This is a genomic window from Pseudomonadota bacterium (genome assembly GCA_038533575.1).
Taxonomy (GTDB): domain Bacteria; phylum Pseudomonadota; class Alphaproteobacteria; order Rhodobacterales; family Rhodobacteraceae; genus Shimia_B.
The window spans coordinates 244,638-259,573 of sequence record JBCAYL010000001.1; the positions used below are offsets into that span (position 1 = coordinate 244,638).

The following is a 14,936-nucleotide window of genomic DNA, read 5'->3' on the forward strand; positions in this document are numbered from 1 at the left end:
GAGCCTGTCAGATTGGAAGGCGCGGAGACGGCGGGCCCGACCTCGGGTGGGCATCCGTTTTGTGTTCGCGGCGCTATCGGTGCGTCAGGTCGGGCGTTCGTGCTGCTTGAGATATCGCGGTATGCCCTCCCGTGGGGGAGGTCGGGCATGGCGCATGCGCGCCGGGTACGCGGCATCCAGTGATGGCTCGATGCCACCAATCACTTGAATTCCATGGCTCGTGACGCTTGAATGTGGATAGGATTATATGACAAGTTTTTTCTACCAGTTTGGTAAATCGAGGAAGTATTGTGGAGCTCTTCATTATCCTTCTACTTGGCGCTGGTATTTTCCTTCTTTACTGGCTCATACGTAGTTCCACGCGAAGGAGAGCTCCTTCTAGATTTCGCCCGACTGAAAAGAAAGTTCGTGCATCAGAAGGCTTCAAACATCCGGGCAACAATTGGGGAATGGCGAACCCGGAGAATCAGATTTCCGCCGTTTCCAAAGTGAATTTTGAAAGGAAGAAATTGCTGAATTCCTCCGAATACAAAGTGTTCAGAGAACTTGAGAAAATGGTGCAAGAGGCCCAAAACGGTCATCGCGTTATGGCACAAACCAGTTTAGGGGAGTTAATCAAGCCAAAAGAAACCAGTGGTGATTGGAAGCAGCGAAAAGATGCTTTCGCCGCAATAAATTCAAAAAGATTGGACTTCGCAATAGTTGATCGCTTCGGGATGCTAGTTCTTGCAGTCGAATACCAAGGAAGCGGGCACTATCATCAAACCACATTCGCGCGTGACGCAGTAAAGAAAGAAGCGCTACGGCGCGCGGGCGTGCGGCTCGTTGAGGTTCCCAAAGGCATGAAACCCTCGGAATTACGTAGGTTGGTGACGCCAACGATTTCGGATGCCAAGAGAAATTGAACTTGCGATCCATCGCTAAACATCCAACTCCTTCACAAACCGTGCGTTCTCCTGGATGTACTGGAACCTCAGTTCCGGCTTCTTCCCCATCAGTCGCTCCACGAGATCGCCCGTCTCGCCGAGGGCGTCTTCGTCTATGGTCACGCGGATCAGCTTGCGGGTCTCGGGGTTCATCGTGGTCTCTTTGAGGTCCTTGGCGTCCATTTCGCCGAGGCCCTTGAAGCGGCTCACGTCGATCTTGCCTTTGCCGCCGAGCCCCTTCTCCAGCCACGCGTCGCGCTCGCGCTCGTCGATGCAGTAGACGCGGCGCGCGCCTTGGGTGAGGCGGTAGAGGGGGGGGCAGGCCAGATACAAATGCCCGGCGTCGATGAGCGGGCGCATCTGCGTGAAAAAGAACGTCATCAGGAGCGAGGCGATGTGGGCGCCGTCGACGTCGGCATCCGTCATGATGATGATCTTCTCGTAGCGCAGGTCGTCGAGGTTGAACTTCGTGCCGAGGCCGCAGCCCAGCGCATCGCAGAGGTCCTTGATCTCCGCGTTGGTGGAGATCTTGGACGACGCGGCGCCGAGCACGTTGAGCACCTTGCCGCGGAGGGGGAGCATGGCCTGGTATTTGCGGTCCCGCGCCATCTTGCCCGAGCCGCCGGCGCTGTCGCCCTCGACGATGAAGAGCTCCGTGCCCTCGCGCTGAGACCGTGAGCAATCGACGAGCTTGCCGGGGAGGCGGAGCTTTTTCGTCGCAGATTTCCGCGCGGTTTCCTTCTCCTGGCGGCGGCGCAGGCGCTCTTCGGCGCGCAGGATGAGGAAATCGAGGATCGCGCCCGCGGATTTCGTGTCGTTGGCCAGCCAGTTGTCAAAGCGGTCGCGGACGGCGGCTTCCACGAGCTTTTGTGCCTCCACGGTGGCGAGGCGGTCCTTCGTCTGGCCCACGAATTCGGGCTCGCGGATGAAGCAGCTGACCAGCGCGCAGCCCCCGGTCGTGAGGTCCTCTCTGGTGATCTGCGCGGCTTTCTTGTTGTTCGCGAGCTCACCGTAAGCGCGCAGGCCCTTGAGGATCGCCGCCCAGAAGCCCGCCTCGTGCGTGCCGCCCTCGGGCGTTGGGACGGTGTTGCAATAGGAGCCGATGAAGCCGTCGCGGGCGGGCGTCCAGTTGATCGCCCACTCGACCTTGCCGGGCGTGTTGAACCGCTCCTGGAAGTCTACGGTGCCGGAGAAGGGCGCGTCGGCGTAGGTGGTGGCCGCGCCCAGCGTCTCGGTGAGGTAGTCGGTCAGCCCGCCGGGGAAGTGGAAGGTGGCCTCTTGCGGCGTCTCTCCGTCGCTGATCGCGGATTTCCAGCGGATCTCGACGCCCGAGAAGAGGTAGGCTTTCGAGCGGATGGATTTGAAGAGCCGCGCGGGCTTGAAGCGATGGTGGCCGAAGATCTCTTCGTCAGCGTGGAAGGTGACGGTCGTGCCGCGACGGTTGGGCGCGCTGCCCACCTCCGCTACCGGGCCGAGCGGCACCCCGCGGGAAAAGCGTTGCTCGTAGAGCGTGCGGTCGCGGGCGACCTGCACGACCATGCTGTCGCTGAGTGCATTGACCACCGAGGCACCCACGCCGTGGAGGCCGCCAGAGGTCTGGTAAGCCTTGCCGGAGAACTTGCCGCCCGCGTGGAGCGTGCAGAGGATCACCTCGAGCGCGCTCTTGTCCGGAAATTTCGGGTGCGGGTCGATGGGGATGCCGCGGCCATTGTCGCGGATGGTGATGGTGTAATCTTCGTGGAGCTCCACCTCGATCCGGTTGGCGTGGCCGGCGACGGCCTCGTCCATGGAATTGTCGAGCACCTCGGCCACCATGTGATGCAGCGCGCGCTCGTCGGTACCGCCGATATACATGCCTGGGCGTTTGCGGACCGGCTCGAGCCCCTCGAGGACTTCGATGGCGCTCGCGTCATAGGTCTCGGAAGCCGCGTTCAGCAGATCGTTCATTGGGGTACCGCTCTTTTTTGCTTGGGCTGGATGATGCCATTCCTGCCGGGAGGACGCTAGTGAAATGGGCGCCGGCGCGCTTTTCACCTCGCACCGTGCAGCCGGGGCTTGCCCGCGGCGGCGGCGGGCGCATATCGACCTCGGAAGAGAGAGGAGAGAGCGATGAACGAGCAGGTGGAGCTGCCCGCTGGGCAGTCGATCGCGGAGGTGCCGGACTGGCGCTATCTGTGCAAGGAAATCTACGAGCTTTACCGCTTCATGTCCTCGGGGGGCTCAAAGCCGATCCGCGCCCATCAGCGCGCCGTGCGCGAAGCCATCAACCGCACCTTGAACGCCCAGCCCAGTGTCGTGCTGCGCGCGCCGCATACCCTGCCGGTCACGGCTCATCTCACCCGCGCCCTGAGCGAGGGCGGCGACGGCGCCACGCGGCCCGCGGTGCGGGCGCTGCGCGCGGTCGCGGCCGAGCTCGCCTGGGAATACGGCTATGACAAGATGCCCCGCGGCCTCGCCCGGGCCTACGGCTATGCCGAGATCGCCGGACCGCGCGGCCCCGTTGTCACAGACGAGCTCATCCTCGGCGTCGTGCTCTTCGCGCCGGGCTGCATCTACCCCGCCCATGCCCACGAGGGGATCTGCGAAAGCTATGTCTGCCTGTCGGGGGCCGTGAGCCAGAACAATCAGGCGGTCTATGCCCCGGGCTCTCTCATTTTCAATCCCGCGGGCTCGAAGCACCGCATCACCGTCTCCGACAGCGAGCCTTCCCTGCTGGCCTATGCGTGGACGGGCGCGCCGGAGCTTCTGCGCGCCAACCACATGGTGCTGCGCCGCCGCTGATACTGGCTGCTTGAGAGCTTTAGCGAGTTAGGGCGCCTAGCTCGCCGGTGCCGCGGCGGGCAGGGCTGCGAGCGCCTTGACCATGGGGGTCAGCGCCTCGAAACAGTGGCAGAGCTGGTCCCGAGTGAGGCCGGCATCGTGATCGCGCCAGGCGCTCAAGCCCTTGCGGCGCAGAAGCGTGGCGTGGGGATGATTCTTGCCGTAAGGCGCGGGCACGCGTTTGAAGCCGGGCTCCGAGATCCTGTAGCCCTCCACCGAGATCGCATCCATCACGCGGGCCATGGCGGCGCCGTTCTTGTCGATGGCCACGCGCCACGCAGCCATGGCGCCCTTGTCGAAATCAGGCTGCCCGGCCCCGAGCGTGACGTAGCCGGGCGCGATGCCGAAGAAGTAGGCCGGGGTCACCGGCCCTGCGAAATCCGGGGACCAGAGCATGTGAAGATGCGTGTGATACGGGCTCTTGTCTTTGGAAAAGCGCAGGTCGCGCTGGGGCCGGAAGAGCTTGGTCGTGATCTTGCGGCCCGACATCCGGTCGAGCGGGCCGCGCATCTCGGAGAGGAGCTGCTCTGCCGGGGCCTTCAGGCGCTCCTCGTAATCGTCCTTGTGCGCGGCAAACCAGTCTCGCGTGTTGGTCTCTGCGAGGGCGGCGAGGAAGCTCTGGGCGTCGTAGATCAGCTTCGTCAGCAGGCTGGGCATGGCGGTAGCCTAGCCGATCCTCTTGCCGTTGCAATGTCACAGGCGTAAGCGCACGGCATGGTGACATGGCGGGAATACATGCCCGAGACGCGCGCGATGCTCGTCCTCGGGCTGCCACTGGCGGGGTCGCTGGTGGCGCAGGTGGCTCTCGGGGCCACCGATACGCTCATGATGGGCCGCTACGGCGTGCCCGAGCTCGCGGCGCTGACGGTGGCGACCTCATTTTTCTTCATCCTCTTCCTGGCGGTGTCGGGCTTTGCCTGGGCCGCGCTGCCCATGATCGCGGCGGCCGCCGAGCGCGGCGATGACCAGGAGGTGCGCCGGGTGACGCGCATGGGCTTCTGGCTGGTGACCGCTTTCGGGGCGGTCTGCATCCTGCCACTTTGGTTCTCGGAGCCGCTGCTTTTGCTGATGGAGCAAGAGCCGGTCGTGGCCGAGCTCGCGCAGGATTACCTGCGCATCGCTTGCTGGGGGATCTTTCCGCAGGTCTGGATCATGGTGATCAAAAGCTACCTGAGCGCGCTCGAGCGCACGGGCATCGTGCTCTGGGTGACGGTCTTCGCGCTGCTGCCCAACCTCGCGCTGAATTACCTTCTGATCTTCGGCAATTTCGGCGCGCCGGAGCTCGGTGTGCGCGGGGCGGCGGTGGCTACCGTGGTCGTGGGGCTCATCACTTTCGGGCTCCTTTTGCTCTATGCGCTCCGAACCTTTCCCGAGCACCAGATCCTACGCCGGGTCTGGCGGCCGGACCGGGAGATCCTAGTGCGTGTCTTCGCGCTGGGCTGGCCCATCGCGCTCACCTCGGTGAGCGAGGTGGGGCTCTTCTTCGCCTCGGCGCTGCTCATGGGCGCGATCGGGCAGGTGGAGCTCGCCGCCCACGGGGTGGTGCTCAACATCGCCTCGCTCACCTTCGTCGTGCATCTGGGGCTGAGCCAGGCCGCCACGGTGCGCGCGGGGCGCGCCGTGGGGCGGGCCTCGCTCCCTGATCTGGCGCGCACGGGGAAGGTCGCGCTGGCGCTCAGCCTCTTTTTCGTGGCGGTGACGGTGATCTTTTTCCTTGGCGTGCCGGAGCCGCTCATTCGCGCGTTCCTCAAGCCGACCGAGCCGGAATTCGATGCGGTGCTCGCCATGGGCGTCTTCCTTTTGGCCATGGCCGCGCTCTTTCAGCTGGTGGACGCCGCGCAGGTGGTGGCGCTTGGGCTCCTGCGCGGGGTGCAGGATACCGAAGTGCCCATGTTCATGGCAGCCTTCAGCTATTGGATCGTGGGGCTGCCGGTGGCCTGGGGGCTGGGGATCGCGCTCGGCTGGGGCGCGTTCGGGGTCTGGATCGGCCTCGCGGCAGGTCTCGCGATGGCCGCCGCGCTCCTGATGTATCGGTTCTGGGCGGTCTCGGCGCGCCGGCTGCCCCGTACCGGCGGGGAGGCGCCCGCCATGGAGCACGCGGGCTAGGCCACGCGCGGTTTGGCCAAGGTTCGGACGCGCGGTGTCAGGCGGCCTCGGCCTCGGCGCGCGGATCGGCGGCGACGCTCTGCCCGCCCTGGCCCACGTAGGAGGCGCGGACGCCCGGGAAGCGGGCCTCGATCTCGGCCACGATTTCGGCGCTGGGCGCGCCGTCCACGACCTGGTCTCCGATGAGCACGAAGCTCGGCAGCGTGCCGTCCTGCAGGCGCGCGCGAAGCGCGTTGAGCGTGCGAACGACCTGCGTGCTCAGGCCCTTCTGCGCCGCGGCGCGGGAGAGGCGGGCCTGCGTGGCTTCCTTTACGGCGAGGATGAGCACGTCCGAGGCCACGGTGCGCTGCCCGGGGAGCAACCCGCTGACGCCGCCCGGGCGCGCGCCGTCGGCGCTGAGCGGCAGGGCCATGATGACCCGCGTCCCCTTGCCCGGTGCGCTGGCGATGAGCAGCCCGCCGCCATGCTGCTGGCTGATGCCGCGGATCGAGGCGAGGCCGAGCCCGCTCGCCCGCGCGAGCCCCTTCGTGGTGAAATAGGGCTGCGTGGCCTGCCGCAGGACGCTGCGGTCCATGCCGAGCCCGGTATCGGACACCTCGAGCAAGGCGTAGCGGCCGGGTGCCACGCCGGATTGGTAGGCGAAGCTGCCGGAAAAGCGATTGTCGATCCATTGCTCTGAGAGACGGATGCGCATCGTCCCCCCGCCGGGCATGGCGTCGCGCGCATTGAGGAGGAGGTTCATCAGGCTGCGTTCGAGCGCCACGGCATCGATCTGCAGACCTTGGAAGGAGGCGCTGTCGATCTCGGAGACGAGCGCGACGTTGTCCGGGAGCGCGCGCGCGAAGTAGTGGGCGAAATCCCGCACGCTCTGCGCGGCATCCTCCACGGGCTTTTCCGCCCGTGCCTTGCGCCCCACGGCGAGGAGCTGATTGGTGAGCTCGGCGGCGCGACCGACGGCGGAGATGGCCTCCCGCGAGTAATGTGCCTTGTTGCCCGGATCGAGGGAGATGAGCTCGAGGTTGCCCTGAATCGAGGCCAGCGTGTTGTTGAAATCGTGGGCCACCCCGCCCACGATCTGGCCCAGCACGCGGAGGTTTTCTTCCTGTTCGGCGGCGAGCTCCTTTTGGTGGGTTACCCGCGTCTCGGCGCGGTCGAGGGCGGCCTGCATCTCCAGCTCGGTTTCCTGGTCGTCGATGAAGAATCCCGCGGTGAGAAAGGCCCCGGCGGCCGTCAGGAACATCGCGGCCTGGAGGAGCGGCACGCTCTCGGAGATGAGATCGGCCTTCGACGCTGAGAGGAGACCGATGAAGATCACGCCGATCAGCGCCACCGTTACGAGCGAGATACGCTTGAGGAGCCGGGCCTGCGCCCGGTTCGAGAAGATCCAGCTCAGCATCCTGTTGTCCACCTGCGCGAGGAGCAGCGCCACGTTGACCGCGAGAAAGCCGAGCGCAGTGTGGAGGCCCATGGTGCCAATGCCGTAGGTGTTGCCAAGGAGGCCCGAGCCGAGGAGCCGCACCTCGATCACCGTTAGGCTGAGCGCGAGCCCCGCCAGATTGGAGAGGACGGCCACGGCCATGAGCAAGCGCGGCTGGGCATGCCCGGTCGCGATGGTCACGGCGCTCGAAGCGATGAGGAGCGCGGTGACCGGTGCCAACGGCGCCCGCCCCGATGCAGTCTCCGCGAGGCTCGGATGGGCGAAGAAGCCGCCGAAAATGACCATGAGACCCACGGCGCAGATCGCCTGCGGCACGGCGTGTCTCTCGGTCGTGAGCGCGAGGCAACCGATGCCCGCCACCACGAGCGCGGCGGCCGTGGACGGCATCATCGCCGGCAGGCCCGGCGCGATGCTAATCAGGCGCTCGACGTCAAAACCCCAGCCTACGAGAAGCACGAGCGCCCCGAGGCCGATGGCTCCCGCCGCGACGATTCGCGCGACGAGCCCAGTGGGATGGATGCGCGCATCCCCCCTCATAATCGAAGTCATGACCAGTCTCTCCCCTAAGTCGAGGAGAGGTATGCGCGGGGAGGGGTAAAGGCCCGGTTAAGCCGTGCGCAGGCACCATAAACCAAGCCTGCATCACCGGTTGGCGGGCCTGCGCTACTCTGCGGCCTTGGCCTCTCGCGCGGCAAGCAGGCGGTCCGCCTTCTTGCGCACGAGCACCGAGCGAAGATCGTGCATGGCCAGGAGCAGCTCGTCGGTGAAGTCCTCGAGCTGGTCATCGGAGGCCGTGCTCTGCGCCCACTGGGCCGTGAGGTTCAGGTGGTCGATGGCGCGGTGGATATCGTCCACGGTGCGCGCCTCGAGCACCGCGACACGCTCTGCCATCCAGGCCTCGATGGCGGCCATGTCGGCGGGCTCGAGCTCCCGTCCGCCATGGGGCTTGATCTGGCCGTTGAGCACGTTGACGACGGCGATCTGGTCCATCTCGATGCGGCGCTGGCGGTTTTCGGTATCCACGCGAAAGACCACCGCGCCCTTGTCGCGGATGCGAAAATAGTAGTCGGGCAATTCGCCGGACATGCTCGCCTCGCCTTATTTCATGGCCTGACAGAAGGACAGAATGCGCGATGTGGCCTCTGTCAGGGCCGCGTTTGAGGCAGCGTAGCTCACCCGGAAGGCTGGCGAAAGACCGAAGGCCGCGCCGTGGACGACGGCCACATGGGCCTCGGCGAGGAGCGCGTTGGCGAAATCGGCGTCGTTCTCGATCCGGGTGCCTCCGGCGGTGGTCTTGCCGATGAGCCCGGCGATGGAGGGGTAGACGTAGAAGGCGCCCTCGGGCGTCGGGCAGGAAACGCCCGGGCAGTCATTGAGCGCCTTCACCACGAGATCGCGGCGCGCGGCGAAGAGCGCCTTGTTGGGCTCAATGAAATCTTGCGGGCCGTCGAGCGCCTCGATGGCGGCGAGCTGGCTGATGGCGCAGGCATTGCCGGTGGACTGGCTCTGCACGGTCTTCATGGCTTTCAGGAGCGGCGCCGGGCCGCCGCAATAGCCGATGCGCCAGCCGGTCATGGCATAGGCCTTGGAGACGCCGTTCGTCGTCAGCGTGCGGTCCCTGAGGCGCGGCTCGATCTGGGCGGGGGTGACGAACTCGAAGCCGTCGAAGGTCAAGTGTTCATACATGTCGTCGGACATGGTCCAGACCTGTTCGTGGCGCAGCAGAACCTCCGTGAGGCCCGCGAGCGCCTCAGCGTCATAGCCCGCGCCGGTAGGGTTCGACGGCGAATTGAAGATGAACCATTTCGTGCGCTCGGTGATGGCCTCTTCCAGCGCCTCGGGGGTGATCTTGTAGCCGTTCTCGACATCGCAGGGCACGATCACAGCTTCGCCGCCCGCCATCCGCACCATGTCGGGATAGGACGTCCAGTAGGGGGCGGGGATGATGACCTCGTCGCCCGGGTTCATCGTGGCCACGAGGGCATTCCAGAGAATCTGCTTGCCGCCGCCCGCGGCCATGACCTCGTCGCGCGCGTAGTCCAGCCCGTTCTCGCGCGCGAACTTGCGGCGGATGGCGTCCTTCAGCTCCACAAGCCCGTCAGGCGGGGTGTAGCGCCCGCGGCCCTCCTTGATGGCCACGATGCCTGCCTTGGCGATGTTCTCGGGCGTGGGAAAGTCCGGCTCTCCGGCGGAGAGCGAGATGACATCCTTGCCCTCGGCCCGAAGCTCCATGGCGCGGGTGGACATGACGATGGTGGCCGAGGGGGCCACGCGATCGAGCGCGGTCGAGAGGAAGGGCAAGGGAGCCTCCGGTGGTCAATTGCGGGTCGGTGCCCTAGAACGATGGCGAACCCAAGGAAAAGGCGCAACCCATGAGCGAAGAGACCGTCACGGCGGACTGGTATCACGACGATAAGGCCACGCTGGGGGACCGGATCACCGGTGCGCGGGAGGCCGCGGGTCTGAGCGAGGAGACCCTCGCCAAGCGGCTCGGGATCAAGCTGCGCTCGCTCAAGGAATGGGAAGACGACCTCGCCGAGCCGCGCGCCAACAAGGTGCAGATGCTCGCGGGGGTCCTCAATGTTTCGCTGCGCTGGCTTCTGACGGGGCAGGGCGATGACCTTGTCCCCTCGGATGTGGCGGTGACGAAGTCGGAGGTCGCCGCAGCACGGGCCAAGCTCCTCGACGCGCTCGACGCGCTCACCCGGATCGAGGAGCGCCTCCATGACCAGTGAGACGATCGAAACCCGGCGCAAGCGGCTCTACATGCGCTCCATCCGGCGCGGCATCAAGGAGATGGACGTGATCCTCACGGCCTATGCCGGGGCCTGCCTCGACGAGATGGACCACGAGGCGCTCGATGCCTACGAGGCGCTGATCACCGAGCCCGATCTCGACATCTATCCCTGGATCATCGGGCAAACGCCGCCGCCGCCGGAGCATGCGCCGCAGGTGGCGAAAATCGTTTCAAAATTTAATGAACTTCAGGGCGCATCCGCCGGGACTTAAGGGATTGTTTGGCTTTTGCCGTCACACCGCCCGTCACAGACGAGCGTGGAGACGTGCATGAGCATTCATTCATTGATCGGGGACAAGCCGGCCGGCGGCTTCATCACGAGCTATCTGGAATCGCTCGCGCTGGTGGAGCGGCTGCATCGGCTCCTTCTCGATGTCATCAAGGACGAGTTCGAACGCGTGGGCGTGTTGGAGATCAACGCGGTACAGGCGCTCTTACTCTTCAACATCGGGGATAACGAGGTCACCGCCGGCGAGCTGAAGACCCGGGGCTACTATCAGGGCTCCAACGTGAGCTACAATCTCAAGAAGCTGGTGGAGATGGGCTACATGCATCACCAGCGTTGCGAGATCGACCGCCGCTCCGTGCGCGTGAAGCTCACCGAAAAGGGGCGGGACGTGCGCGACGTGGTGGCCCAGCTCTTCAGCCGCCACGCCGACGGGCTGCAATCGGGCGGCGTCCTGGGCGAGGGCGGGATCGACGACATCAACGTCTCGCTCCGCCGGGTGGAGCGCTACTGGTCAGACCAGATCCGCTACATCTACTGATCGCGCGCTTCGCGAGGTCTCGGCTGCGTGGCTGCCTTCGGGCCGCCAGCCAGAAGCGCGGGCAAGAGACGCGGCGGGGACCGGCGGGCCACGGGCGTGCGACGCTCTCCCGCAAGGTGCGCGCAGTGCTCGGCGCATGTCGTCAGAGCGGCGCAACTTTGGGCATCGGGATGGTCGCGCTCTGCGCTAGCCTCACGCGGGAGACCGGAGAGGAGGGACCGATGCCGCTCATTGATATTCACGTTCTGGAGGGCGTATTCGACGCCGACGAAAAACGCCGCATGATCGAAGGCTGCGCCAAGGCCTTTGGCGCAGTGGCGGGCGATGCGATGGAAAAGATCACCTCCGTGCGCGTCCACGAAGTACCGAGCGGGGCGTGGGGCGGGTCGGAGAGTGTCTGGACGACCGAGCGCGCGCTGGCGGTCAAGGCCTCAGGCTAGGCTTTGAGCCAGGCCAGGGGCTAGACCCGGGCGCGAGGGCGCCGAAGACGGGGGCCTCGAGTTCCCGCAGGAGCTTTCGGCGCATGGCCCGCTCGAAATCCGCAAATCCGAGGGCCGTCTCCACGAAGGCATCGGGCCCATGGATGACGGTGGTGTTGTAGTAGGAGCTGAGCTCTCCGATTTCGAGCTGCCGGATATCGCCGCCGCGCGGATTGTCGACCCCGATGACGAGGCCGTTCACCGTCACCGCCGCACTGGAAAGCGCCTCCCGCTCCGCGCGGGGATCGCCACCGGTATTGTGGCGCCCGTCCCCGGAGATATCGATCGTGCGCTTCCAGCATTGTGCCTGCTGGAGGATCGCCGCGAGGCCATGGGCGATGGCGGGGCGGATAGCCGTGGACTGATCCACCGTGTCGCCTAGCGGATTGCGCTCGTGGCCGCGGATCACGGTGGCCGCGGCAAGGAGGGCGCCCTCGCTGTCGACCACTTGCCAGGGCAGCACGACACGCTGGACGCCCGGCCCGCTCCATTCGAAGACGTAAAGCGAGATCGGGGCCTGCGGCATCTCGAGGATGCGCGCAGACACCTCCGCGGAGGTGAGCGCGGCGGCGAGCCCGTCGAGCTGGAGCCGGTATTCGTTGGTATCGACCGAGGCCGAAACATCGAGACCCAGCGCCAGCGCCTGCCGGCAGGGCGCCTGCGCCTCGGCCACCCCTGCGAGGGTGGCGAGCACGAGGGCCGCCGCGCGGATCACGCCCGCATCACCAATGCCCAGTGTTCTCCATGCTCGCCCACGGCTCTGCCTTGGGCAGTGCGTCGCCCATCTGCAGAAGCTCCACCGAGACGTTGTCGGGCGAGCGCACGAAGGCCATGTGACCGTCGCGCGGGGGGCGGTTGATGGTGACGCCGTTCTCCTGGAGATGGGCGCACATGTCGTAGATGTTCTCCACCGCGTAAGCGAGATGCCCGAAATGGCGGCTGTCGGAGGGCAGCCCCTCGTCGCCGTCCCAATTGTAGGTCAGCTCCACCGGGCAGTCCGACTGCCCCGGGGGGGCGAGAAAGACGAGCGTGAAGCGTCCGCCCTCGTTGTCCATGCGGCGCGTCTCCTCGAGGCCGAGCAGCTTGTAGAAGGCGATGGAGGCGTTGAGATCTTTCACGCGCACCATGGTGTGGAGATATTTGACCTGCATGGGTCTCCTTTCGGTCGTCTGGTTCAGAAGCTCCGCCTGATCGACAGGCCAAGCCCCAGTTCGTCGGTTTCGAACCGCGATACATTGGAGGTGGTTTCCTCCACCGTAAAGGAAAGGACGGGAACAAAGCCCCAGGGATTTTCGAACCGGAAGGCGGTCTGCGCGCGCAGTACCGTGCGGATATCGCGGCGCCCGCCCGTCACGGGGATCCCGAGGAGCGTGTAATCGGGGTAGGTCGTGAAGCTGCGCGCGGCGCTGAGGCCCAGCGTCATGGGGAGGCCCTCGAGCGGGCGCTGCCAACCGGCGAGGATCGTCTGCCGATCCGAGCGCTCGAATTCGGATCGGGAGCGGGTCTCGCCGAGACGGAGGCTCGTCGTCAGCTGCCCGCCCGCGAGCGGCAGGCGATAGGCCGCGGAGAGGTCGATCCGGGTCTGGTCGGAGGTGTCATCCTGTGCGTAGGCCTGCTCCACGGCGAAGCCGAAGCGGAGGATCCCCGCCCCGGCATCGCGCCCCGCATCAGCCCCCGCGAGCGCGTTAAGCCGCGTGGCAAGCTGCACATCGAAACTCAGGAGCGTATCTCGGGCCTCTTCGGCCTGCCAGACAAAGCCCGGCCCCGCGCTCACGGTGAGCTCCACGCCCTCCGCGATGATGGTCTCGCGCTGGAGAAACGCGTCGATGCGGTGGTAGGAGAGATCGCTGTTGGAGAGATCGGGCGCCTTTTCGCGGGCATCCTCGGACAGCCAGACATGGCGCGCGAAGAGCGCCGCGCCGATGATGAGGCGGTGGCTGCGCGATTGCGAGAGGCGATGCCGCGCCGAGAAGCTGAGATCAGCCACCGTGCCAGACAGGGCCTGGGCCGACTCCGAGAGCGTGCCCACGAGCGGGACACCTTCGGCCACGATGAACGGGCTGTCCGCGCCGCCGTTCACGTTGTTGGAGGGCGCGACCGTGAGCCCGAACGTGAAGCGGGTGGGGGCGAGAACCTCGACCCGCGTGGCGGCGCTGCGGATCCTGTCGCGCTGGGGGCCGGGCTCAGCCACACGAGCAGCGCGGCGGAGCCATGTGAGCGCTGGAGTGAAGGCCTCGCGGGAAAGATGCGCCTCGGCCACCAGCTCGGCGGCCGCACGCTTGGCCGGGCGGGGGCCGTCTCCGCGCCACACAGCCTGCCCGCGTGCGATGGCCGTGTCGGCATCGCCCGCGCGCAGCGCTGCGTAGCCGCCGAGAAGCAGCGCGCGCGGGCTGTCGGGGGTCTCCGCGAGGAAGGTCTCGGCCACGCGACGGGCGGTGGCGAAGTCCCCCGCCTCGAGCGCGCGTTCTCCCACCGCGAGGAGCTGTTCGGAGCTCAGCGTCACCGTCCCCTGCGCCAGCGGAGCCGTGGCGCAGAGGAGCCAGAGCCCGAGTGCCGCGCAGAGGCGGCGCATCAGGGGCAGGCTGGGTCGCCGGATGTCACGCAAGATTCGAGCACGAAGACGCCGTATTCTTCCTCGTTGTCGATCGTCTCGATGTAGTCCTGAAGCTTGGTGCTTCCGCCGATGAACTGGCCGTTGGTGCCGCCGATGATGCCGCCGTAATCGCCCACGCCGGTCTGATCCTCGAGCTCGGCGCCGCCGAAGAACTGCCCCTCGTCATCGATGTCTGAAATGACGAGGACGATGTCCTCGAGGGCGAAGTCCGGGCCGCCCGAGCGGATGATGACGCGCTCCCGGATCGCCCCGTTGATGGCATTGTCCACGAAGTCGACGTTCATGAGCACTGTCCCAGAGACGCGGCCGGCCTGCTCGGGCAGGTCGAGCGGGTCCGTGCCCGGCGGCGGCGTCAGGAGGATGCCCGGATCGTCGCCCTCGATATTGGTGAGGCCCGCATAGTTCCCAGTATAGGTCGCAAGGCCGGTGCCGGGCTGGTAATCCCCTGTGCGGGCATAGAACGTCCCGGCGAAGAACCGGTTGAACTGCCCGCCGTCCGAGACGGTGCCTGCGCGGATCGCCGCGTCCGCCGACTCGGAGATCAGGAGTGTGAAGTGGCGTTGCAGGCTTGTTTCCTGGATCGTGTAGGCGAGAAAGCCATTGGTATTGAGCGCGGCGGTCTCGTTGTAGGTGCCCGCCTCGGTGCCCGAATCGAGCGAGGTCAGCGTCACGTCCCAGCTGTTTTCCGCCGCGTTGAACGTGATGGCCGACAGATTGTTGGCGAGCACTTCCGGGACGCCATCGATGACGTCCCCGGGATCCGGCGCGGCGGCGTCATCCTCCGTCAGGTTCGCTGCGGCGATGAACGGGCTCAAATTGTCGGCACCACCACAGGCTGTGAGGAAAAGAAGGCTGGACGCGGCCAAGGCCAACGCTGAGCGGGTGGACATGGAGCTCTCCTCAAATGCGTTTTTTCGCACCATATAGCGGTTTCGTGCCTTTGTCAGCGCATATATAGTCGTCTCGACTCGGAATTTGGGGGAGATCTG

Annotated in this window: 16 protein-coding genes; 7 read left to right on the forward strand and 9 right to left on the reverse strand. The window is 66.0% G+C overall.

Annotation, left to right across the window (positions count from 1 at the left end; genetic code table 11):
- Positions 1-290 precede the first annotated feature (290 nt).
- Positions 291-905, forward strand: coding sequence for a DUF2726 domain-containing protein (locus AAFM92_01340; protein ID MEL7299002.1), 615 nt, complete (start codon positions 291-293; stop codon positions 903-905).
- 15 nt (positions 906-920) lie between these two features.
- Here AAFM92_01340 and parE read toward each other — a convergent pair whose 3' ends face one another.
- Positions 921-2,873 (reverse strand): DNA topoisomerase IV subunit B, encoded by a 1,953-nt coding sequence (gene parE / locus AAFM92_01345; protein ID MEL7299003.1) that lies wholly within the window; start codon positions 2,871-2,873, stop codon positions 921-923.
- Positions 2,874-3,035: 162 nt separating this feature from the next.
- On the opposite strand from parE, the gene AAFM92_01350 reads away from it, so the two are divergent.
- Positions 3,036-3,707: a dimethylsulfonioproprionate lyase family protein gene (locus tag AAFM92_01350; GenBank protein MEL7299004.1), complete on the forward strand. Its 672-nt coding sequence runs from the start codon at positions 3,036-3,038 to the stop codon at positions 3,705-3,707.
- A gap of 36 nt (positions 3,708-3,743) precedes the next feature.
- Here AAFM92_01350 and AAFM92_01355 read toward each other — a convergent pair whose 3' ends face one another.
- Positions 3,744-4,403: a TIGR02453 family protein gene (locus AAFM92_01355; GenBank protein ID MEL7299005.1), complete on the reverse strand. Its 660-nt coding sequence runs from the start codon at positions 4,401-4,403 to the stop codon at positions 3,744-3,746.
- A gap of 57 nt (positions 4,404-4,460) precedes the next feature.
- Here AAFM92_01355 and AAFM92_01360 point away from each other — a divergent pair, with 57 nt between their 5' ends.
- A complete protein-coding gene (locus AAFM92_01360; protein ID MEL7299006.1) occupies positions 4,461-5,852 on the forward strand; it encodes an MATE family efflux transporter in 1,392 nt (463 codons plus the stop codon).
- Between the two features lie 37 nt (positions 5,853-5,889).
- On the opposite strand, the gene AAFM92_01365 is transcribed toward AAFM92_01360, so the two are convergent.
- The 3 genes from AAFM92_01365 to AAFM92_01375 form a co-directional block, all read right to left on the reverse strand.
- Positions 5,890-7,839, reverse strand: a complete 1,950-nt coding sequence (locus tag AAFM92_01365) for an ATP-binding protein (protein ID MEL7299007.1) — start codon at positions 7,837-7,839, stop codon at positions 5,890-5,892.
- 114 nt (positions 7,840-7,953) lie between these two features.
- Positions 7,954-8,376 carry a hypothetical protein gene (locus tag AAFM92_01370; protein MEL7299008.1) on the reverse strand — a complete coding sequence of 141 codons (423 nt, stop codon included), beginning with the start codon at positions 8,374-8,376 and terminating at the stop codon, positions 7,954-7,956.
- 12 nt (positions 8,377-8,388) lie between these two features.
- Positions 8,389-9,591, reverse strand: coding sequence for a pyridoxal phosphate-dependent aminotransferase (locus AAFM92_01375; protein MEL7299009.1), 1,203 nt, complete (start codon positions 9,589-9,591; stop codon positions 8,389-8,391).
- A gap of 71 nt (positions 9,592-9,662) precedes the next feature.
- Here AAFM92_01375 and AAFM92_01380 point away from each other — a divergent pair, with 71 nt between their 5' ends.
- The 4 genes from AAFM92_01380 (at position 9,663) to AAFM92_01395 (ending at position 11,294) form a co-directional block, all read left to right on the forward strand.
- A complete protein-coding gene (locus AAFM92_01380; GenBank protein ID MEL7299010.1) occupies positions 9,663-10,025 on the forward strand; it encodes a helix-turn-helix domain-containing protein in 363 nt (120 codons plus the stop codon).
- On the forward strand, positions 10,015-10,299 hold the full coding sequence (locus tag AAFM92_01385) for a succinate dehydrogenase assembly factor 2 (protein MEL7299011.1): 285 nt from the start codon (positions 10,015-10,017) through the stop codon (positions 10,297-10,299). Before AAFM92_01380 ends, AAFM92_01385 begins: the two co-directional genes overlap by 11 nt.
- A 57-nt stretch (positions 10,300-10,356) precedes the next feature.
- Complete coding sequence (locus AAFM92_01390; GenBank protein MEL7299012.1) at positions 10,357-10,854, forward strand: winged helix DNA-binding protein; 498 nt, start codon at positions 10,357-10,359, stop codon at positions 10,852-10,854.
- Between the two features lie 221 nt (positions 10,855-11,075).
- Positions 11,076-11,294 carry a tautomerase family protein gene (locus AAFM92_01395; protein ID MEL7299013.1) on the forward strand — a complete coding sequence of 73 codons (219 nt, stop codon included), beginning with the start codon at positions 11,076-11,078 and terminating at the stop codon, positions 11,292-11,294.
- Here the strand turns inward: AAFM92_01395 and AAFM92_01400 are convergent.
- The 4 genes from AAFM92_01400 to AAFM92_01415 are packed head-to-tail and all read right to left on the reverse strand — an operon-like array spanning position 11,278 to position 14,837.
- Positions 11,278-12,048 (reverse strand): DUF1194 domain-containing protein, encoded by a 771-nt coding sequence (locus AAFM92_01400; GenBank protein ID MEL7299014.1) that lies wholly within the window; start codon positions 12,046-12,048, stop codon positions 11,278-11,280. The genes AAFM92_01395 and AAFM92_01400 overlap by 17 nt on opposite strands.
- Positions 12,049-12,055: 7 nt before the next feature.
- A complete protein-coding gene (locus AAFM92_01405; GenBank protein MEL7299015.1) occupies positions 12,056-12,484 on the reverse strand; it encodes a VOC family protein in 429 nt (142 codons plus the stop codon).
- A 23-nt stretch (positions 12,485-12,507) separates the two neighbouring features.
- Positions 12,508-13,905, reverse strand: a complete 1,398-nt coding sequence (locus tag AAFM92_01410; GenBank protein MEL7299016.1) for a surface lipoprotein assembly modifier — start codon at positions 13,903-13,905, stop codon at positions 12,508-12,510.
- The gene (locus AAFM92_01415; GenBank protein MEL7299017.1) at positions 13,905-14,837 is read right to left on the reverse strand and encodes a hypothetical protein; all 933 of its coding nucleotides are present in this window, start codon (positions 14,835-14,837) and stop codon (positions 13,905-13,907) included. The genes AAFM92_01410 and AAFM92_01415 overlap by 1 nt, the downstream gene beginning before the upstream one ends.
- Between the last annotated feature and the right edge of the window lie 99 nt (positions 14,838-14,936).